Raw genomic sequence first — 21255 nt, 5'->3', positions numbered from 1 at the left:
CATGACCACGTCACAGCCCCCGCAGCCGCGCAACAGCCCCGACCGGACGAGCGGACCGGCGGAAGGGACGGGCGCCGTCGCGGCCCGGACCGCCGAGGCCGCCGAACCGGCCGCCACCGCAGGCGTGACCGCCGCTCTCCCCGCGGCCGGTTCCACGGCGCAGAGCGCTTCCGGACCGGCCGGCCCGCCGGAGGTTCCGCGGGCGGAGGAGGAGCCCGCTGTCACCGCGGCCTCCCGGACCGAGGCCGCCCGGGAAGCGGAGGAGGGGGAGGAGACGGAGGCGGCCGGAGAGGCTCGCGCCGTCACGGCCGAGCCGGCGCCCGCCGCCCCGGTGGGACGGCCGCACAAGAGCATGCTGGCCGGAGCCGCCTTCGCGGGAGCGCTGCTGCTGGCCATACCGTTCCTGGTGGGGGGCGGCGACGAGGAGGATCACGCCTCCGGGTCGGGGGCGACACCCGGTACCGTGCTCAGCTCCCCGTTGGGCGAGGGCGGTTACGGCGCCATCGGCTCGGCCTCCCCGACGACCGGCGCCCGGCCTCCGGCGACCGGTGCGGACGGCCGGGCCCCGGCACCGGACGGCGCCGGGCGTCCGGGAACGTACGTCCAGCACGGCACGAGCGGGTCCGGGAGCGGCGAGCAGGGCGAGTCCCCGGGCCGGGCGACGACGGGACCCTCGGGGTCGGGAGCGTCCAGGAAGCCGCAGGCGCCCTCGCCGACGCCCCACCGGACGTCCTCCGGCTCTTCCGGCCATTCCTCGTCCCAGCACTCCTCCGGCGGCTCGACGACGGTCGCGGGGAGGTCCGTCCACGGCTACGGCTCCGGCCGCTGCATCGACGTCACGGGCTCCGGCGGCGACGGCACACCGCTGCAGATCTGGGACTGCACCGGAGCGGCGCAGCAGACCTGGCGGTTCATGAGCGACGGGACCGTCCGTTCCCTGGGCATGTGCATGGACGTCGCCTGGGGCTCGACCCGCAACGGCGCGGTGATCCAGCTGGCCCGGTGCAGCGGCAACCCCGCCCAGCAGTTCCGGCTCAATGCCGCGCACGACCTGGTCAACCCCCAGGCGGACAAGTGCGTCGACGTGAAGGACCAGGGCACCGGTAACGGCACCCGGCTGCAGCTGTGGGACTGCAACGGCCGGAGCAACCAGAAGTGGGGCTAGGCAGCGGGGGCGTGTGGCGCCCTCTGGGCCGACGCGGCCCGTTATGACCCTCCGTGAAGGCGACTCACCCCTTCACCCGACCGGAAAGCCGACCATGAGCGCATCCCCCCTCGCCGAACTCGTGGACTTCGCCCGCCGGAACTCCCCCTACTACCGGGACCTCTACGCGGACCTGCCGACCGACCGCGACCGGCGGCTGGAGGACCTCCCGGTCATCGACCACGCCGGGTTCTGGGCGGCCAACACCGCTCGGGACAACCGCGTCCTGACCGGCCGCCACACCGAAGGCGTCGTCTTCAGGACGGGAGGCACCACGGCCAACCCCAAGCTCACCCTCTACACCCGGTCCGAACTGGCCGCCATGGCCGGGCTGTGGGCGGACGGGTACGTGGCGGCCGGCCTGCGCGCCGGTGACCGGGTGGCCAATCTCTTCTACGCGGGGGAGATGTACGCCAGCTTCCTGTTCAACGGGCTCGCCCTCCAGGAGGCCGCCCCGCCCGTGGTCCACCTGCCGGTCGGGGGTGCCCCCTCGCCCGAGGTCACGGCGGAGATGATGGCGGAGCACGAGGCGACCGTCGTCCTGTCGACACCCACGACGCTCGTCCGTGTCGCGGCGCACCTCGCGTCCCGGGGCGCGTCGCTGCCGTCGGTTCGGCTCTTCCTGTTCGCGGGTGAGGCGTTCCACGACGACCAGCGGCCCGTGATCGCCAAGGCGTTCCCCCACGCGGCCGTCCGCTCGCTCGGATACGCCTCCGTGGACGCCGGCGTGCTCGCCGCTCCCGTCGAGGGCGGAGCGGACGTGCGGGTGCATCGCGTGCACGGCCCGCACAAGGTGCTGGAGATCCTCGACGAGGACACCGGTGAGCCGGTCCGCGAGCCCGGCCGGCCGGGACTGCTGGTCGCCACCGACCTGGTCAGACGGCTGATGCCGGTGATCCGGTATCCGGTGGGCGATGTCGCCGCGTGGGTCGACCACGACGACCGGACGTTCCGGCTGCTGGGCCGCTCCGAGAAGGGCGCCCGGGTCGGACCGGTCACCGTCTACCCGGAGGATCTGAGGGCGGTGGTCGAGGCGGCGGTCTCGGGCGACCCGGACCGGCTGATCACGGGCATGCAGGCGGTGCAGCGCCGACGCGACGCCAAGGACGAGCTGGTGCTGCGGATCGCCGGTGACATCACGGACCCCGAGCGTTTCGCGGCCGCCGTCCGCGCGCGTCTGGACGCTCTGCGCCCCCTGTTCGGCGAGGCCGTCGGGGCCGGGATGATCAACCCGCTGTCGGTCGAGTACGTCCCGCTGGAGCGACTGCGGGTCAATCCGCGCAGCGGCAAGATCGTGCGGCTGGTCGACGAGCGTACGAACTGATCCGAACCGGTGGACGAGCGCGACTCCACTCGTCCACCGGGAAACGAGCCGGCGTACATTCTCCGGCTCCGTTGTTGTTCACTCGGCGAAATCCATCTCGGCGGTCCGGAAAATCCCCGTGGAATGCCGAATCGAGGGTCGGCTCATTCCCTTCCGGCGCATCGGCGAGCGCTTTTCCATGCCAAGAGAAGACATTCTGCCGCCAGGTTAGGGCCAACGTCCTCGCGTCGGGGAAACCTGAGCCGAATCCGGCCTTTCGGTCCCTCGGAATCTGCCTCTTCGCACACTCCGGGGGCGAGGGGCGCCGTACTCGAGCGCACGTACGTCACGCGCCGGGCGGCGTTCCCCCGCACGCGGGAGGCGTCGTCCCGGCGCTGCGGCCGGCCGCGGCGGCCGCGGGGTCCAGGTCCGGTCCCGAGCGGAGCATGGACAGCAGGGGGGACGGCAGCGCCACCACGTCCTCGTCGCCGTAGCCCAGCGCCTTCAGCGCGTCCGCGGACGGCACCCGGTACTTCACTCCGTCCTCGGCCACGAAGTACGTCGTGTCGCCCGCCGCCGTACCGCCGGCACCCAGCGCCCGTACGACGACGGCGCGGCCCGGCCGGACCACGACGGCGTCCACCGGCAGGCATGCCGCGGCCGATGCGCCGGGCGCAGGCTGGGCCACCGGCGTCAGGGACGCGCGCGGCACCAGCACGGTGCTTACCCGGACCAGCCCGTCCACCGGCTGGATCCTGGCGCAGAGCGCCGTCCCGTCCGGGACGCCGACCGCCCGGGGCGGGGACTCCGGCAGGCCCGCGTCAGCGGCCGGTCCGGTCCGGTCGGCGGGCGCCAGGTGGCCGCGGAGGGCGTCGGCGCCCAGCGGCTCGGCCTCGGGGGAGCGGCCGCCGTAGGCGTCCCGGCGGGTGGCGGGGGCACCGAGGACGAGCGCGGCCCCGGTGTCCGTCAGCGGTGCCAGGCCCTCTTTCCGCAGCAGGTAGTACTTCGGCGAGGACCCGGGCACCCGCACCACGTACACCCGGCCCACCGTGCCGGTCCCGCCGCCCAGCCGTGGTCCGGCGGTGCCGCGGCCCGGGACGGCGGGCGGGGCGAGGTCGGGGCCGGGGGCCAGCGCGTTCAGGAAGGCGGCGGACACCGGGCGCGGGGTGAGCGAGCCGTACCCCAGGGAGACGGCCGCGCCGGAGGCCCTGTCGAGCCGCAGCCGGCTGCCCTGCCAGACGAGATACGTCGTCCGGTCGGGACCGGCCGCGAGAACCGCTTGGCCGTCGGCCGTCGCCCGGCCCTGAAGCGGGGCGCCGGCGACGACGGCGGTGTCCGTGGACGGCGAGGATCCGTCGGCCGAGCAGACGTGCCAGGCGCCGCCGTCCAGGTCGTCGGCCGCCGGGACGGTGTCCGGGGCGCCCGGTATGCCGACCGGGGTCCCGACCGGCGTGTCGCGCAGCGAGGCACCGCGCACGTCCGTGGACGTCAGCCCGCCCTTGCCGATCAGCAGGGCCGAGGAGTAGTTCCGCACCGGCCGCAGGCGGCCGTCGAGGTACAGGTAGCGGCCCCCGGTGTCCCGGTTGACGATCAGGGTGTCCGAGGACCGCCACGAGGTGGCGCCACCGGGCGAGATGATCCCGTACACCGCCGCGCCGGCCGCGACGAGAACGGCCACCACCGCACCGATGGCGGCACCTCGGGTGGTGCGGGCCAGCGGGCTCTCCGGGGCGTCCGGATCGGCGAGGAGCATGCCGCAGGTGAGCCTGCCCATCGCGAAGGCGTGTGCCTGGACCTGGTCACGCTTGGACTGCATGGGGCTGCGTTCCCTTTCCGTTCCGAGTGCCGGTCACCGTCCGCTCCGCGTCCCGGTCACCCGTTGATCGCCCGGAGGGCGCCGAAGATGCCGAGCGTCCAGAGCGTGAGCGGCAACAGGCTGATGGCCAGCAGCGAGTGGAGCAGTTCGGCCGCGCGGCCCCAGTAGGGCAGCATGCGCCGGCCCGGCACCGTCCAGGAGGCGACGGCCAGCGCGGCGGCCAGCGCCAGGAGCCCCGCGACGAGCGCGGGACGGTCGGCCGGGGACAACCGGGCCGCGGCGCCCACGGCCAACAGGGTCGCTCCCCACAGGCCGGGGATCACGAGCGCCAGCCGCTGCCACACGTTGACCAGCCCACGCCCGTGCAGCAGCAGGAGCAGGGACAGCGTGCCCGCGGTCAGCAGCTCGGGCAGGTCCGGTGACCGCAGGAGGGCCGCCAGGCAGCCGGCGCAGATGGCGCCGGTCGCCGTGTACAGGGCCGTCATCCAGTCGGCGGCGAGCTCGGTCCGAGCGGTGACGTCACGGCCGTTGTGGGGTTCGATGCCTTCCTGGAGCTGCCCGGGGCTGGTCGGCAGGGGAGGCATCCGCAGGCCGGCGAGCTTGAAGGACAGGGAGGGGACGAAGCCGCCCAGGACGACGGCCCCGGCGGCGATCGCGGCGCCCGCGTCGTCCACGGGTACCTCACCGACGCTCATGAGGACCCCGGCGAAAGCGGCGGAGACCGCCGCCGTGGCCGTGGCGACGAAGAGCGGGGGGTAGACGGCCGTCGCGGCCAGCGCGAGCGCCGCCGCACCGGCGGCCGTCGCCCCTGCCGCCAGCAGCCGCGCGCCGAGGACGAGCTGCGGGTGGGGTCCTGACAGGGGGCCGCCGGCCAGCAGCCAGCCGGCCAGCGCGAGGGCGGGCACCGCCAGGAAGCCGAGCGTGGCCGCGGCCGCCGCGTCCCCCACGGCCCGGCTGGCCGTCGCCGCTCCGGCCAGCAGCAGCAGACCGGCCACGGCGGCGGTCACCACCCGGGGGACGACCGGGCCCCCGGACCAGGCCAGCACCCCCAGAGCGGTCAGTACGCACACCGCCACGGCCCCGCGGAGCAGCCGGCGGCCGGCCGCCGGGCTCCAGCCGTGCACGCGTTCGCCCATGACGTCCGCGATCGCGTCGACGAGGTCGTCCAGCCGCACCTCGGGCAGCGCGTCGGCGTGCGGACGCAGGTGGAGCACGTCGCCGTCCTTCAGACCCAGCGACTCCAGGGTGCCCTCGTCGTCCAGCGGGCCCTCACCGAGCCGTTGCAGGACCCAGCCTCCGTGGTCCAGACCGTTCTCCTCCAGTTCCTCGCCGGAGAAGCGCAGCAGGGTCGGCAGGAGGTCGGCGACGGGAACGTCGGCGGGCACCGCCAGGTCCAGGATTCTGCCAGGGGCGCGCACGGTGAGATGGCACAGGGCCGAAACCGGGCTTTCAGTCATGGAAATGTCATCCGCCAGCTTGGTTCTGGGAGTTCAACAGATGCAGACTACTGACATTCGGAAGTATGAGTGAACGCCGCGGGGGAATTTCCTGCTCTGGGTCCGGCCCATGAGCGACGCGCCACGGTTTAAGGAGCCCGTTCTTTGAGTGTCGTCCTGTTCCGTCGTCCCGCCCGAAGGCGAGGGCCGGAAATGCCCGAGGGCGAATTGGCCCTCCAGGAGCCGCCGGTCCTGCCGGAGACGGTTCCGGACAATTCGGCAGTATGGACCTATCTGCCGATGGGGCTCATGTCGGTGTCGATGATGCTGGCGTTCGTCCGGCCCGGCGGCGGCGGAGGCGTGCTGACCTATGTGGCGCTGGGTGTGATGGTCCTCGGCTCCGCGGTGATGATGGTCGGTCAGGTGATGCGCCGTAACGGCGAGCGCAAGCAGCGCCTGCGCGGCGAGCGGCGGGACTATCTCCGCTACCTCTCGCAGAGCCGCAGGAAGGTGCAGCGGGCGGTCGTCGAGCAGCACGCCGCACTCGCCTGGCGCCACCCCGCGCCGCACACGCTCCGTTCGATGGTGCGCACCACGCGGCTGTGGGAGCGGCGCGCCAAGGACGACGACTTCGCGGAGGTGCGGGTGGCCGTCGGCGACCAGCAGCTGGCGATGCAGCTGGCCCCCGCGTCCACCAAGCCCGTGGAGGACCTCGACCCCCTGTCCGCGCACGCGCTGCGCCGCTTCATGCGGGCCTACAGCACGGTGCCGGACCAGCCGATCGCGCTGTACCTGCGGTCCTGGGCCCGGGTGCTGCTGCGCGGCGACGAGGCGGCGGCACGCGCTCTGGTCCGGACCGCGCTGTGCCACCTGGCGGTGTTCCACGCCCCGGAGGAACTGTGGATCGCCCTGTGCGTGAGCGACGAACGCCGGGCGGAGTGGGACTGGGTCAAGTGGCTGCCGCACAACCTGCATCCGTACGAACAGGACGGTGCCGGGCCCGCCCGTATGGTGGCCGCCGACCTGAACGGTCTGGAGGACCTGCTCGGTGTGGAGTTCACCGAGCGGCCCGCGTTCGACCCCGACGCGGTCCCCGGGCGTGACGAGCCGTTCACGGTGCTCGTGGTGGACGGGGGCCGGGTGCCCGCCGGACACCGGGTCGACGGCACGGGGCTGCGCAACGTCGTCGTGCTCGACCTGACGCAGGCCCTGCGGTGGCGCCCCGGACGCACCACTCTGCGGCTGGACGTCCGGCCCGACGCGCTGTGCCTGGTGCGCACCGACCGCAGCCGCAAGGAGCAGTCGACGCCGCTGGGCAGGCCCGAGGGGATCGGCCCGGCCGGGGCCCGGGCGCTGGCCCGGATGCTCGCGCCGTACCGGATGAGCCTGACCGCCGACACCGCCGAGCCGCTGTCGACGGACGTCGAACTGACCACCCTGCTCGGTATCCCCGACCTGCACCGCCATGATCCGGCCACGCTGTGGCAGGCCACCACGGGCGCCGACCGGCTGCGGGTGCCGGTCGCGGTGGGGGCCGACGGCGGCCCGGTCGAACTGGACATCAAGGAGGCCGCGCAGGGCGGCACGGGCCCGCACGGGATGCTGATCGGCGCGACCGGCTCGGGCAAGAGCGAGCTGCTGCGCACCCTGGTGCTGGCTCTCGCCCTGAAGAACTCCTCCGAGACCCTGAACTTCGTCCTGGTGGACTTCAAGGGCGGCGCCACGTTCCTCGGCCTCGACGAGCTCCCGCACACCTCGGCGGTGATCACCAACCTGGCGGACGAGGCGGCCCTGGTGGAGCGCATGCGCGACGCCGTCCACGGTGAGCTCATACGCCGCCAGGAACTGCTGCGGGCCGCGGGCAACTTCACCTCCGCCCTGGAGTACGAGAAGGCCCGCGCCGCCGGAACTCCCCTGGCGCCGCTGCCCAGTCTGTTCATCGTGGTCGACGAGTTCAGCGAACTGCTCGCCGCCCACCGGGACTTCATGGACCTGTTCGTCATGATCGGCCGGCTGGGCCGGTCCCTCGGGGTGCATCTGCTGCTGGCCTCGCAGCGCCTGGACGAGGGACGCATGCACCAGCTGGAGAGTCATCTGTCCTACCGCATCGGCCTGCGCACCTTCTCCGCCATGGAGAGCCGCGGGGTACTGGGGGTCCCGGACGCCTACCAGCTGCCGTCCCAGCCGGGCGCGGGCTTCCTCAAGAGCGGCGTGGAGGCGCTCACCCGATTCCGCGCGGCGTACGTGTCGGGGCCGTACCGGACCCGCCGGGGTCCGGTGCTCCAGGCGCGGCTCGCCAGCCAGGTGGTGCCGTGGACGGCGGACTACGTGGTGCCGCGCGCCCCGGCCCCGCAGCAGCCGGAGCCGGAAGCCGCGGAGGAGGGGGAGGAGGACGCGGCGTCCCTGCTGGCGGTGGCCGTGGAGCGGATGCGCGAGGCGGGACCGCCGGCCCTGCGGGTCTGGCTGCCGCCGCTCGACCTGCCGCCCGCCCTCGACGCACTGCTGCCCGGCCTCGCCGAGGACCCGCAGCGCGGGCTGGTCTGCGCCGACTGGCCGGGGCTCGGCCGGCTGACGGTACCGGTCGGCGTGGTGGACAAGCCGTTCGAGCAGCGGCGTGACCCGCTCGTCGTCGATCTCTCGGGCAGCGGCGGGCACCTCGCGGTCGCCGGCGGTTCGCAGAGCGGCAAGTCGACGGTGCTCCGCACCCTGATCGCCGCGCTCGCCCTCACCCACACGCCGCGCGAGGTGCAGTTCTACTGCCTCGACCTGGGGGGTGGCACGCTCGCGGCACTCGCCGGACTGCCCCACGTCGGCGGGGTGGCGAACCGGCTCGACACCGAGCGGGTCCACCGCACGGTGGCCGAGGTGACCACCCTGCTCAACCGGCGCGAGCAGTTCTTCCTCGACCGCGCCATCGACTCGATGGCGACCTACCGCAGGCGCCGCGCGGCCGGTGAGTTCGAGGACGAGCCCCACGGCGACGTCTTTCTGGTGGTCGACGGATGGGGCACGCTGCGCCAGGACTTCGACGCGCTGGTGCCCGCGCTCAACCAGATCGCCACGCGCGGTCTGAACTACGGCGTGCACCTGGCCGTCGCCACGGCCCGCTGGATGGAGCTGTCCGCCCAGGTGCGCGACCAGGCGGCGACCCGCCTGGAACTGCGGCTGGGTGACGCCATGGACTCCGTCGTCGACATCCGCAGGGCCGCGACCGTGCCCCGCAGCCCGGGACGCGGTCTGACGACGGACGGCAAGCTGCACTTCCTGGCGGCACTGCCGCGCATCGACGGCCGGGAGGACGCCGACGACCTCACCGAAGGGGTGGCCGCGCTGGTGGAGCGGGTCGCCGGCTGCTGGCCGGGTCCTGCCGCACCCCCCGTGCGGACCCTGCCGCACCGGTTGCCCGCCGCGGAACTGCCCGAGCCGGACCTGACAGACGGGCTGCGGATCGCGCTGGGCCTGGACGAGGAGACCCTCTCGCCGGTCCGGCACGACTTCAGCCGCACCCCGCACCTGATCGGCATCGGCGACACGGAGAGCGGGAAGACCAACCTGCTGCGCCTGGTCGTGGCGGCCGTCACCGCCCGCTACGGACCCGACGAGGCCCGTATCCTGGTGGTGGACTACCGCCGCACGCTGGTCGAGGCGGTGCCGCAGGAGTACCGCCTCGGGCACGCGGTCTCGCTCGACGCCCTGCGGGACCTCGTGGCCGGTTCGAGCCGGGCCCTCGGCACCCGGCTGCCCGGACCGGACATCACGCCGGCCCGGATGCGCCTCGCCGACTGGTGGACCGGACCGAGGCTGTTCGTGCTCGTCGACGACTACGACATGGTCGGCGGCGGCTTCGGCGGCACGCACCCCTTCGACCCGCTCTTCGACCATCTGGCCCTGGGGCACGAGGTGGGGCTGCACCTGGTGGTGGTCCGGTCCGCGACCGGTGCGGGGCGCGGCCTGAACGACCCGTTGCTGCGGCGCCTGGACGAGATCAACACACCGGGACTGCTGCTGTCCTGCCCCCCGTCGGAGGGCTACCTCTTCGGCAGTGTCAAGCCGCGCACCCTGCCGCCCGGCCGCGCCCAGTACGTCGCCCGCCGCAAGGCGCTCCTCATGCAGACCGCGCTCGTGGACGAGGGCACCGGGGAGGCGCCGGGCGGGGAATGAGACGCCGCACGGCGCGTCCACGCGAGGTAGGGAGGAGCACGGGGGGCGCTGTCCTTCTCGGCACGGCGGCTCCACGCACCGGCTCTCGAACCTCAAGTCGCCTTCACAGCTGCCCACTTGGGCCGATCCCGTACGTCCGGGCGGGATCGAGCCCGGCACATGGCGATCCAGGATTTCCCGGGCGGGCTCGGTGGCCTCACGAGGTCATGAAAGAGGAGGAACACGCGTGTCACGCCAGGTGCTAATGGTCCGCCCGGAGGGACCCGACGGCTTTCGGACGATCGGTGAGGTTCTGGCCCGGGCGCGAAGCGGCGCCGTCGTCCGGGTGGCTCCCGGCACGTACGCCGAGAACCTGACCCTCGCCACCGCGGTCACCCTCGTCGCGGAGCAGGGCCGGGGCAGTGTCCGGATAGCGCCGCGCCGCGGCAGCGCGCTGGTGCTCAGGGCCGAAGCCGCCCTGCTCACCGACCTGGTGTTCGAGGGGCGTGACGGTGATCTGCCCGTCGTCGACGTGCCGCGCGGACAACTGGCCATGGACGGCTGTGAGATCACCGGCTCCGCGTGGACGGCCCTGCTGGCCCGGGCCGGCGGCTCGCTCGCCCTGCGCGACTGCCGGATCAGCAATCCCGGGGGTGCCGGGGTCGTGGTCACCTCCCCGATGGACAGTTCCGTCGAGTCGTGCACGATCGAGCACCTCGGCACCTCCGGCGTGGTCATCGGGGAGAGCGGCCGGATGACGTTGCGCGGCTGCACGATTCGCGACGCCCGCGGCAACGGCCTCCTGGCCGGCGGGGAGTCCCGGGGGTCGGTCGAGGAATGCGACATCTCCTCGACCGACAAGCCCGCCGTCGCCCTGGAGGGCGAGAGCACCACGCGCGTGCTGCGGACCGTGGTGCACGACACCAGTACGGGGATCCAGCTCGCCAGCCGGGGCCGGTCGGAACTGGAGGAGGTACGGGTCACCGGCACCACCGGCGCCGGCATCGTCGTGAGCGGTGGCAGCGACCCGGTCGTCCGCAGATGCCGTACGTCACGCACCAGGAGCCATGGACTCCTGGTCACCGACCGCTCCCGGGGCACGTACGAGGACTGCTGGCTGGACATGGCCGAGGCCCCCGCCCTCCGGGTGAGCGGTCACGCCTCTCCCGTCCTGATCGGCCTGACCGTCAGGGACTGCGCGGCGACCGCCGTCCTGCTCGAGGAGGAGTCGGCCGCCGAACTGGACCGGCTCGACGTCACCGACGCGCAGGGGGACGGCATGTCCATACGCACCGGCGCCAACCCTCTGGTCAGGCGCGCCCGGATCACCGCGCCGCGCGGACACGGGGTGGAAGTCCTCAAGGACGGCCGGGGCCGGCTGGAGGACTGCACCGTGGAGCGGCCCGGCCGCTGCGGTGTCAGGTCCGAGGACGACGGCAACCTCTACATCGGAGGCGGAGCGGTCCTCGCTCCCGCTGCCGGCGGTGTGTCCGTCGGCACCGACGGCGTCGTGACCGTACGGGACCTGGAGATCACCGGGGCCCAGGAGTCCGGTGTGACCGTGGAGGGCGGCGGGGAGATCACCGCGACCCGGCTCCGGGTGGCCGGCAGCCACCGGCACGGGATCGTGGTCGCCGAGGGCGGACGCGGGGCGTTCAGCTCCTGTGAGATCCGGGGCAGCGCCCAGGACGGTCTGCGCATCGAGTCCACCGAACCGGTGTCCGTGGTCAACTGCGCCGTCCGGGACAACGGCGGGCGCGGGCTCGTCCACTCCGTTCCCGGTGAGCGACTCGCCGTGGACGGACTGACCAGCAGCGGCAACGGCAAGCAGGACTCCTGGGGCGCGGAGCACAGCGGCGCCGCGGACCGCACGCAGGACGACGCCGCCGGCCAGGAAGCGGGGCTCACCCGGGCGGACGGGCCCCTGGGCGCGCTCGACTCCCTCATCGGCCTGGACAACGTCAAGCACCAGGTGCGCACGCTGGTCAACCTGACACGGCTGGCGCAGCGCCGCGCCGAACTGGGGATGCCCGCGCCGCCCATGGGCCGGCACCTCGTCTTCGCCGGTCCGCCCGGCACCGGCAAGACGACCGTGGCCCGCCTCTACGGGGCGATCCTCGCCGAGCTCGGCGCGCTGCGGTCGGGGCACCTCGTCGAGGTCTCACGGGCCGATCTGGTGGCCCAGGTCATCGGCGGCACCGCCATCAAGGCCACCGAGGCCTTCGAACGCGCCCTGGGCGGCGTGCTCTTCGTCGACGAGGCGTACACCCTGCTCTCCGACGGCCGCGGCTCCGGCGCCGACTTCGGACGGGAGGCCGTCGACACCCTCCTCAAGCTCATGGAGGACCACCGCGACGACGTGGTCGTCGTCGCCGCGGGCTACTCCGCCGAGATGGAGGCGTTCCTGGCCTCCAACCCCGGTCTGGCCTCGCGGTTCTCCCGGACGGTGGAATTCGAGAACTACGCGGTGCCCGAGCTGGTGGCGATCGTCGAGAGCATGTGCGCCGGGCACCAGTACGCGCTCGACGACACGACACGGACCGCCCTCGGCGCGCACTTCGAGCGCATGCCGAAGAACGCGTCCTTCGGCAACGGCCGAGCCGCCCGGCAGGTCTTCGAGGAGATGGTCGACCGGCAGGCATCCCGTCTGGCGGCGCTCACGGAGCCGACCGACCAGGACCTCCAGCTCCTCCTCCCGGCGGACCTCGGCGACGAGGCGGCGCGCGCGGCAGCCGGCGAGGCCGCCTCCGGCGCGGACGGCGACCCCTTGGCCCGCCTCGGCGACCTGATCGGCCTGGCCGCTGTCAAGCGTGACGTCACCGACCTGGTCAACCTGCTGTCCGTCACCCGGCAGCGCGAGGCGGCGGGCCTGCCCGCGCCGCGCATCAGCCATCATCTGGTCTTCACCGGGTCCCCGGGGACCGGCAAGACCACGGTGGCACGGCTCTACGCCGAACTGCTGGTCTCCCTGGGGGTGCTTCCACGGGGCCAGCTCGTCGAGGTGGCCCGTGCCGACCTCGTCGGCCGGTACGTCGGTCACACGGCGCAGCTGACCCGGGAGGCCTTCGAACGGGCCCTGGGAGGAGTGCTGTTCATCGACGAGGCCTACACCCTGACCCCCACCGGGCCGGGCTCGGGACAGGACTTCGGACAGGAGGCGGTGGACACCCTGCTCAAGCTGATGGAGGACCACCGGGACCAGGTCGTCGTCATCGTCGCCGGCTACACGGCGGAGATGGAGCGCTTCCTGTCCTCCAACCCGGGGCTCTCCTCACGCTTCTCCCGGCGGGTGGAGTTCACCGACTACTCCTCGGACGAACTGGTCACCATCGTGCGGCAACACGCGACCGCCGCGGGGTACGAGTGCGGGCCGGGCACCGGCCAGGTGCTGCGCACGTACTTCGAGTCCCTGCCCCGCGACCGGTCCTTCGGCAACGCGCGGCTCGCCCGGCAGGTCCTGGAAGGCATGATGACGCGCCAGGCCGGGCGGCTGAGCACCCTGGCCGCCCCGGGGCTGGAGGATCTGCGGCTGCTGCTGCCCCAGGACGCCGTGCCCGGCAAGGCGGTGGCGGAATGATCCGGAGGAGCCCTGCCCCGGGACCGAGGCCGCGTCACGCGCTGCGGGCCCTCGTCGTCCTGCTCCCGGTTCTCGCGGCGGTGGCCTGTCCGCCCGCCGCCGGTGCCGTGTCCGGGGAGCCCGTACGGCTGCCCGTGATGCCCTCCCGGCTGGCGGCCGGGGCCGCCTGCACCGGCGGCTCCGCCACGGTGGCCGAGGCCACCCCCTGGGAACAGCGGGACCTGGAGCTGTCCCGGGTACGGGGGGTCGCCACCGGAGCCGGGGTGACGGTGGCCGTCGTCGACACCGGAGTCTCCGCGAAGGCGCCGTCACTGGCGGGCCGGGTCACGGTGGTCGGTGCGGCCGGTTCCGACTGCGTGGGCCACGGGACGTTCGTGGCCGGGCTCATAGCCGCCGCGCCCGTGCGCGGCGTCGCCTTCGCCGGAGCGGCCCCGCGGGCACATGTCCTCGCGGTGCGCGGCACGGACGAGCGGGGCACGGCGACCGACGCCACGGTCGCGGCCGGCATCCGGGCGGCCGTGGACGCCGGTGCGCGGGTGATCGCGGTCTCCCCGGCCGTGTCGCGCAGCTCGGCCGCGCTCCGGGGCGCCGTCGCCCACGCCGCCGACCACGACGCCCTGATCGTGGCCGCCGCGGCTCCCGACGCCCTTCGCGACCGCACGTCCTCCGCCTCGTCCCGCCCGCCCGCCGACTACTGGCCGGCGGCCGACACCGGCGTACTGTCCGTCGTCGACGTCGACGTGCGGGGGCACAGACCGCAGGGCGCGGTCGTCCCGGTCCACGCAGACCTCGCCGCACCGGGCGACGGCGTCCTCGGTATCGGCCCCCGGGGACGGGGGCACTTCATCGGCTCGGGCCCCTCGCTCGCGGCCGCATACGTCGCCGCCACGGCGGCCCTGGTGAGGTCCGCGCATCCCGGCCTCTCCGCCGCCGGAACGGCCCGCCGCCTGATCACCAGCGCCTACCCGGCGGACGTACCGAGGCTGGATCCCTTCGGGGCCGTCACCCAGGTGCCGGGCGCGGAATCGGTGCAGGCGGCACCGGGCGGCGGTTCCCGGCCGGTCCGCCTGGAGCCGGACGGGTCGGGGGCACGCGCGACCCGGCGGGCCCTGGTGGTGGCGGGGACGGGCGGCGGCCTGCTCCTGGCGGTCGCCTGGGCCGCCGCAGCCGGCCCGAGGGGCCGCGCCCGCCGGTGGCGCCCGGCCGGGAACGACCCGGCGCCGCCGGTCTGAGCCCTACCGGCCCCATCCACCACGGCAATAATCCGGCCAACCACGCAGAGCCACCCCAAGGCCTCGGGTGGGAAGCTTGCGAAGCCGGGGACGAGCGGGAACACTCACGGCCGTTCGCGCATTGAACCGGAAAAGAAGAGGGCGGCCGACCGCCCGGCGACCCGGGCGGCCCGCTCGGCTGGCGTGATCTGTGGGGTCGTGCGTCACGTGGTGTGTCCTCGATGTGACGGGCACATGAAACGGTTTGCCGAACATGCGTAGGGTGCAGAGAACTCTTCAGGACATCCACGGTTTCGACGGGCGAAGGAGGGAGCCGGAGCGATGGGCGACCACAAAGAACAGCCGTTGCGGGTCGGCGCTGCCGTACGGCGGCGACGCCGGGTCCTGGACCTCACCCTCGCCGTCGTGGCCGAGCGCAGCGGCCTGTCGGTCCCGTTCCTGAGCCAGATCGAGAACGACCGCGCCCGCCCCAGCACCGGCTCCCTGGAGAAACTCGCCGACGCCCTGCGCACCACGGCCGTCGAACTCCTCGCCGCCGCCGACCCGGCGTGCAGCGTGGACGTCGTCCGCGCCGAGGTGGCCGAGGCCGCCGAGACGCCGGGGCCCGTACCGCGCTCCCGCTCCCTGGTCCGCGGCCACCACCAGATGCACGCCACCGAGTTCTCCGGCGACCACGAGGCCGGCCGGGAGATCCAGAACCGCAACGACCAGTTGATGTACGTCGCCGACGGCGCCGTGGAGATCGAGGCGGAGGGCCGCGCCTACCGCCTGGGCCGGGGCGACACCCTGTACCTGACCGGCGGGGTCCGCCACCGCTGGCGGGCGACCGTCCCGGACACCCGGGTGGTCGTCGTGGCCGTCGCCGAGCACATCGAGGCGGTCCGGAACCGGAAGCGCTGACGCCCGTGCGGATCGTCTCCCTGGTGCCCTCCCTGACGGAGGCGGTGGCCGTCTCCGTGCCCGGCGCGCTGGTCGGCGCGACCGACTGGTGCAGCCATCCGGCCGACCTGGAGGTCACCCGGATCGGCGGCACCAAGAACCCGGACGTCGAACGGATCGCCGCCCTCGCTCCCGACCTGGTCATCGCCAACGAGGAGGAGAACCGCGCACCCGACCTCGCCGCCCTGCGCACGGCGGGCGTCGAGGTGCTGGTCACAGAGGTGCGGAACGTCCCGCAGGCCTTCCGGGAGCTGGCCCGCGTCCTCACGGCGTGCGGCGCGCGCTCCCGGCCGCGCTGGCTGGACGAGGCCGAGGAGGAGTGGGCCGGGCTGAAGGAGCCCCGGACCCGTCTCTCGGCCGTCGTGCCGATCTGGCGCCGGCCCTGGATGGTGCTGGGCCGCGACACCTTCGCCGGTGACGTGCTGGCCCGCCTCGGCGTCGACCACCTCCACACGCACCACGAGGACCGCTACCCGAGGATCGCCCTGGACGACCTCCTGGCGGCCGCCCCCGACGTCGTCGTCCTCCCCGACGAGCCCTACCGCTTCACCGCCGAGGACGGCCCCGAGGCCTTCCCCGGGCTGCCCTGCGCACTCGTCAGCGGACGGCATCTGACCTGGTACGGCCCCTCGCTCGCCGAGGCTCCCCGGGCGCTGGCCGCGGCCCTGCGCGCGGCGCTCGGCTGACCGGCCCCCGCCGGTACGCCCGTCCGGCCCGCCTCACGGGGCGCCGGGGGCGTCGTAGTCGGTGAGCAGGGGGCTGTGGCGCTCGGTGAGGGGCCCCACGCCGAGGTCGTCACGCATGAGCTTGCGCATCCGGGCGGCCGCCTTGCCGCGCGCTTCCCAGCGGGCGCGATCCTCCGCACTGCTGACGGCAGTGCCCTCGGCGTAGCCGTCGCAGATGCGTCGCAGGCAGTGGAACACGCTGTCGGAGGCCTTGACGACGGGTTGGGGCGCGATGAGCCACATCCGTTCCGATGCGGTGGCTATGCCCGAATCCCGGAAGGCCTCGCGCAGCGCGAGGGCCCGCTCGGCGTCGGAGGGGTGTTCTCGCTCGGCCACGGCCCGCAGGGTTTGGCCGAGGACCTTCACGGTGGTGGTGTACTGCGTGTAGATGTCGAGCCGCAGCCGATGAGCCTCTCTGACGTTCTCGTGCTTCCACCGGTTCCGATCGGCGATGGAAGTGGCGACGATGCCGATCGCGGCCCCGGCCAGGGTGGAGAGCAGTGGCAACCAGTCCATGCGGGCCAGCTTGGGCCATCCCGCGACGGCGGCACCAGCGCCTGCCCCCAGAGCCGGGGACACCCTCGCCGGTGGGACATAAACTGGGCTTATGAGCAGGGAAACGTCGGAGGAACAGCCCGCGGTCACCGGCTCCCTCGCGCATCGCGTGCCGGAGCTCGGAGCGCTGGAACTGCTGCTGGCCGTGGCCCGGCTGGGCAGCCTCGGGGCGGCGGCCCGCGAGGTGGGCATCACCCAGCCCGCCGCGAGCAGCCGGATCCGCTCCATGGAACGTCTGCTCGGGGTGGCCCTCGTCGACCGTTCGCCGCGCGGGTCCCGGCTCACCGACGCGGGCGCGCTGGTGACGGACTGGGCCCGGCGGATCGTGGAGGCGGCGCAGGCCTTCGACGCGGGGGCGCAGGCGCTGCGGGACCGGCGGGACTCACGGCTGCGGGTGGCGGCGAGCATGACGATCGCGGAGTACCTGCTCCCGGGGTGGCTGGTCGCGCTGCGCTCGGGCCGCCCCGACACGGCGGTCTCCCTCCACGCCGGGAACTCGGCGGCCGTGGCGGAACGGCTGCTGGCCGGGGAGGCGGACCTCGGCTTCGTGGAGGGACTGACGGTCCCCGCCGGCCTCGACTCCGCGGTCATCGCCCACGACCGGCTGATCGTCGTGGTGGCCCCCGGACACGCCTGGGCCCGGCGCCGGCGGGGGCTGGCCGCCGCCGAGCTGGCCGGAACCCCGCTGATCCTTCGGGAGAAGGGCTCCGGCACCCGCCAGGTCCTCGACAGCGCGCTGGGCGGTCTTGCGCGCCCCCTGATCGAGCTCTCCTCGACGACGGCCGTGAAGGCGGCGGCGGTGAGCGGGGCCGGACCCGCGGTCCTCAGCGAACTGGCGGTCGGGGAGGAGCTGTCCCTGCGGCGTCTGGTGGCCGTCCCGGTCGAGGGCGTCTCGCTCGCCCGGGACCTGCGCGCGGTCTGGCCGACCGGCCACCGCCCGACGGGCCCGGCGCGGGACCTGCTGTCCCTGACCCGCGGCTGACGCCCCGGCACCGAGGCCGTGGCACCGAGGCCGCCGCACCAGGGCCGTCGAACCAAGGCCGCCGTGCGAAGGCCCCCGGCCCGCTCATGGGGCGGGGGCGGCGGGCGGAGCGGCCCCGGCCGCCTCGGCTGACGGCGCCGCCCCGAGGCCGCGGCCCCGAGGCCGTCGGATCAAGCCCGCGGCATCAGGGCCGCGGCCCCGAGGCCGTCGGATCAAGCCCGCGGCACCAGGGCCGCGGCCCCGAGGCCGTCGGACCAAGCCCGCGGCACCAGGGCCGCCGCGCGAAGACCCCCGGCCCGCTCATGGGGCGGTGACGGCGGGCGGAGCGGCCCCGGCCGCCTCGACCAGTGCCCGCATCACCCGCAGGTCGTCCCCCATCTCCGGATGCCACTGCACCCCGAGCACCCAGCCGTCGGGCGCGGACGGCTCCACCGCCTCCACGGTCCCGTCCGCCGCGTACGCGCTCGCGACCAGACCGCTGCCGAGGCGGTCGACGGCCTGGTGGTGGTAGGCGGGCACGGCGCTCTCCTCCGGGACGGCGGCGGCGTACCGCGTGCCCGGCACCGGCTTGACCGGGTGACTGCCGAACACCCCGACCACCTCGGCGTGCCCCTCGATGTGCTGGGTCAGCGTGCCGCCGAGCGCCACGTTCAGCAGCTGCATGCCCCGGCAGATGCCCAGCAGCGGTACGCCCGCCGCCAGCGCCGCGTCGATCAGGGCGAGTTCCCAGGCGTCCCGCTCCCGGGCCGGCGGGCCGGTACGGGGCTCGCGCTCGGCGCCGTATCGGACCGGTTCCACGTCCGGGCCGCCCGCGATCACCAGGCCGTCCAGCCGGGCGACCGTCGCCGCCGCGTGATCGGGCGCGTCCGGCGGCAGCAGCGCGGCCAGACCGCCCGCCCGCTGCACCAGCCGGGGATATCCGACGGGCAGCAGCGCGGCGTCCAGTTCCCACACGCCCCAGCGCGCCCCGGCCTCCAGATACGTGCTGACCCCGATCAGCGGGCGGCCGCCGTCCGTCATCCGTCCTCCCGACCCGTTCCGTCACCCCGTCCGTCCAATGGACTGTACGCGCACCTTTTGACGGCCGGAAGATCCGCCCCGACGATCGTCGCGGCTCAGGTCAAGAAGCCCCTCAGCAGCGCCGCCGTCCCCGCGCAGTGCTCGCGCATCATCTCCCGCGCCCCGTCCGCGTCCCCGTCCAGCACCGCCTCGACCAGGGCGATGTGCTGGCGCTGCGAGTGCTCCAGGTTGCGCACCAACAGCGGGATGCAGTCGAGCAGGTCGTTCACCCTCGCCCGCACGGCCGCGTACTGCGCCGTCAGCGAGGGGGAGCCGCACAGCTCGGCCAGGGTGAGATGCAGCAGGGTGTCCAGCCGCCGGTAGTCGGCCAGCGGGGCGTCCGCCGTCCGCGCGAGGGCGTCCCGCAGCCGGTCCGCCTGCTCGCCGGTCAGCCCGTGCGCCGCGCACAGCCCGGCCGCGCCGACCTCCAGCACCTCGCGGAACCGCAGCACGTCCTCGACGTCGACCTCGGCGATCCGGCGCCGCAGCTCGTCCTCGCCGCCGGCGTCCGCGCGCGGCAGCACGAACGTTCCGCCGTAGCGGCCCCGCCGGGACTCCACGAGCCCCTGGTCCTGGAGCACCTTCAGCACCTCGCGCAGGGTCACCCGGCTGATCCCGAGCCGCTCCGCCAGGATGCGCTCGGCGGGCAGCCGCTCACCGCCGGGCACCAGGCCCAGCCGGAGGACCTGGAGGATCTGCTCCAGCGCCTCCTCGAAGCCGTTCCCCGCGCGCACCGGTCGCAGCACCGGGGTCAACCGGTCCTCCGAGCCGTCGTCCGCGTCCACCGGCATCTGGCCGTACCCCCCTTCCCAAGCAATGGTTCTCGGCAATACCTTATGGCTCCCGGCCGTCCGAGTCATAGAGGCGAACACCAGCCGAGGAAGCCTGAGGAGGTCCTCCCGTGGCAGACCGCACACCCCCGCTCGCCGTCGAGGAACTGCACGCCCTCGTCGCGAGCGGTGAGATCGACACCGTCGTCCTGGCCTTCCCCGACATGCAGGGGCGGCTCCAGGGCAAGCGGTTCGCCGCCCGCTTCTTCCTCGACGAGGTCCTCCACCACGGTACCGAGGGCTGCAACTACCTCCTCGCCGTCGACACCGAGATGAACACCGTCGACGGCTACGCCATGTCCTCCTGGGAGCGCGGCTACGGCGACTTCGCCATGCACCCCGACCTGTCCACCCTGCGCCGCGTGCCCTGGAACGCCGGTACCGCGATGCTCGTCGCCGACCTCGCCTGGAACGACGGCTCGCCGGTCGTCGCCGCGCCGCGCCAGATCCTGCGCCGCCAGCTGGAGCGCCTCGCCGAGCACGGCCTCACCGCACAGGTCGGCACCGAGCTGGAGTTCATCGTCTTCAAGGACAGCTACGAACAGGCCTGGGACGCCAACTACCGGGGGCTGACCCCGGCCAACCAGTACAACATCGACTACTCGGTCCTCGGGACCGGACGCATCGAGCCGCTGCTGCGCCGCATCCGCAACGACATGGCGGGAGCCGGTCTCACCGTCGAGTCCGCCAAGGGTGAGTGCAACCCCGGCCAGCACGAGATCGCCTTCCGCTACGACGAGGCCCTCGTCACCTGCGACCAGCACGCGATCTACAAGACCGGGGCCAAGGAGATCGCCGCCCAGGAGGGCTGTTCCCTCACCTTCATGGCGAAGTTCAACGAGCGCGAGGGCAACTCCTGTCACATCCACCTCTCGCTCACCGACGCCGAGGGCCGCAACGCCTTCGCCGCCGAGGACGGCGGGATGACCGACACCATGCGGCACTTCCTCGCCGGCCAGCTCGCCGCCCTGCGCGACTTCTCGCTCCTCTACGCCCCCAACATCAACAGCTACAAGCGGTTCCAGAAGGGTTCCTTCGCCCCGACCGCCGTCGCCTGGGGCCACGACAACCGCACCTGCGCCCTGCGGGTCGTGGGACACGGCCGCTCGCTCAGGTTCGAGAACCGGCTGCCCGGCGGGGACGTCAACCCGCACCTCGCGGTCGCCGCTCTGGTCGCGGCGGGCCTGCACGGCATCGAGCAGCGGCTGGAACTGCCCGAGGCCTGCCCCGGCAACGCCTACACCGCCGACTACGCCCACGTCCCCGGCACCCTCCGCGAGGCCGCCGAGCTGTGGGAGACCAGCCCGGTCGCCAGAGCGGCCTTCGGGGACGAGGTCGTCGCCCACTACCGCAACATGGCACGCGTCGAGCTGGAGGCCTTCGACGCCGCCGTCACCGACTGGGAACTGCGCCGCTCCTTCGAACGCCTCTGACGCCCCGCCTGTGACACCCGGCCC

At 74.0% G+C, this 21255-nt stretch carries 14 protein-coding genes; 9 read left to right on the top strand and 5 right to left on the bottom strand.

The genetic code is table 11. The features are described 5' to 3' along the window. Position 1 precedes the first annotated feature (1 nt). Together AQJ58_RS15705 and AQJ58_RS15700 are read left to right on the top strand one after the other, a co-directional pair. Complete coding sequence (locus AQJ58_RS15705) at positions 2-1165, top strand: RICIN domain-containing protein (protein ID WP_067250408.1); 1164 nt, start codon at positions 2-4, stop codon at positions 1163-1165. Between the two features lie 94 nt (positions 1166-1259). Next, a complete protein-coding gene (locus AQJ58_RS15700) occupies positions 1260-2528 on the top strand; it encodes a phenylacetate--CoA ligase family protein (RefSeq protein WP_067250406.1) in 1269 nt (422 codons plus the stop codon). 325 nt (positions 2529-2853) lie between these two features. Here AQJ58_RS15700 and eccB read toward each other — a convergent pair whose 3' ends face one another. Continuing rightward, positions 2854-4323 carry a type VII secretion protein EccB gene (gene eccB, locus AQJ58_RS15695; RefSeq protein WP_067250403.1) on the bottom strand — a complete coding sequence of 490 codons (1470 nt, stop codon included), beginning with the start codon at positions 4321-4323 and terminating at the stop codon, positions 2854-2856. Between the two features lie 56 nt (positions 4324-4379). Next, positions 4380-5780, bottom strand: coding sequence for a type VII secretion integral membrane protein EccD (gene eccD / locus AQJ58_RS15690; RefSeq protein ID WP_067250400.1), 1401 nt, complete (start codon positions 5778-5780; stop codon positions 4380-4382). Between the two features lie 192 nt (positions 5781-5972). Here eccD and eccCa point away from each other — a divergent pair, with 192 nt between their 5' ends. From eccCa to AQJ58_RS15665, 5 genes are all read left to right on the top strand, one after another. Next, positions 5973-9920 carry a type VII secretion protein EccCa gene (eccCa, locus tag AQJ58_RS15685; protein WP_067250398.1) on the top strand — a complete coding sequence of 1316 codons (3948 nt, stop codon included), beginning with the start codon at positions 5973-5975 and terminating at the stop codon, positions 9918-9920. A gap of 244 nt (positions 9921-10164) precedes the next feature. Then, positions 10165-13476: a right-handed parallel beta-helix repeat-containing protein gene (locus tag AQJ58_RS15680; RefSeq protein ID WP_079078947.1), complete on the top strand. Its 3312-nt coding sequence runs from the start codon at positions 10165-10167 to the stop codon at positions 13474-13476. Beyond that, positions 13473-14708, top strand: coding sequence for a S8 family serine peptidase (locus tag AQJ58_RS15675; RefSeq protein WP_067250393.1), 1236 nt, complete (start codon positions 13473-13475; stop codon positions 14706-14708). Before AQJ58_RS15680 ends, AQJ58_RS15675 begins: the two co-directional genes overlap by 4 nt. Positions 14709-15029: 321 nt before the next feature. After that, positions 15030-15608, top strand: coding sequence for a helix-turn-helix domain-containing protein (locus AQJ58_RS15670; protein WP_067250391.1), 579 nt, complete (start codon positions 15030-15032; stop codon positions 15606-15608). Positions 15609-15613: 5 nt separating this feature from the next. Then, positions 15614-16333, top strand: coding sequence for a helical backbone metal receptor (locus AQJ58_RS15665; RefSeq protein ID WP_067250388.1), 720 nt, complete (start codon positions 15614-15616; stop codon positions 16331-16333). 33 nt (positions 16334-16366) lie between these two features. On the opposite strand, the gene AQJ58_RS15660 is transcribed toward AQJ58_RS15665, so the two are convergent. Beyond that, positions 16367-16888: a hypothetical protein gene (locus tag AQJ58_RS15660; RefSeq protein WP_234360062.1), complete on the bottom strand. Its 522-nt coding sequence runs from the start codon at positions 16886-16888 to the stop codon at positions 16367-16369. A gap of 91 nt (positions 16889-16979) precedes the next feature. Between AQJ58_RS15660 and AQJ58_RS15655 the strand changes: the two genes are divergently transcribed. Beyond that, positions 16980-17909, top strand: coding sequence for a LysR family transcriptional regulator (locus AQJ58_RS15655; protein WP_067250385.1), 930 nt, complete (start codon positions 16980-16982; stop codon positions 17907-17909). Positions 17910-18209: 300 nt separating this feature from the next. Here AQJ58_RS15655 and AQJ58_RS15650 read toward each other — a convergent pair whose 3' ends face one another. Then, positions 18210-18929, bottom strand: a complete 720-nt coding sequence (locus AQJ58_RS15650) for a gamma-glutamyl-gamma-aminobutyrate hydrolase family protein (RefSeq protein ID WP_067250383.1) — start codon at positions 18927-18929, stop codon at positions 18210-18212. Between the two features lie 95 nt (positions 18930-19024). Then, the gene (locus AQJ58_RS15645) at positions 19025-19759 is read right to left on the bottom strand and encodes a FadR/GntR family transcriptional regulator (RefSeq protein WP_067250381.1); all 735 of its coding nucleotides are present in this window, start codon (positions 19757-19759) and stop codon (positions 19025-19027) included. Positions 19760-19869: 110 nt separating this feature from the next. Here AQJ58_RS15645 and AQJ58_RS15640 point away from each other — a divergent pair, with 110 nt between their 5' ends. Then, the gene (locus AQJ58_RS15640) at positions 19870-21231 is read left to right on the top strand and encodes a glutamine synthetase family protein (protein ID WP_067250378.1); all 1362 of its coding nucleotides are present in this window, start codon (positions 19870-19872) and stop codon (positions 21229-21231) included. Positions 21232-21255 lie beyond the last annotated feature (24 nt).

This window comes from Streptomyces sp. DSM 15324 (assembly GCF_001514285.1).
Lineage (GTDB): Bacteria > Actinomycetota > Actinomycetes > Streptomycetales > Streptomycetaceae > Streptomyces.
The sequence above is the reverse complement of the archived record's forward strand: the minus strand, read 5'-3'. Positions and strand labels throughout refer to the sequence as shown.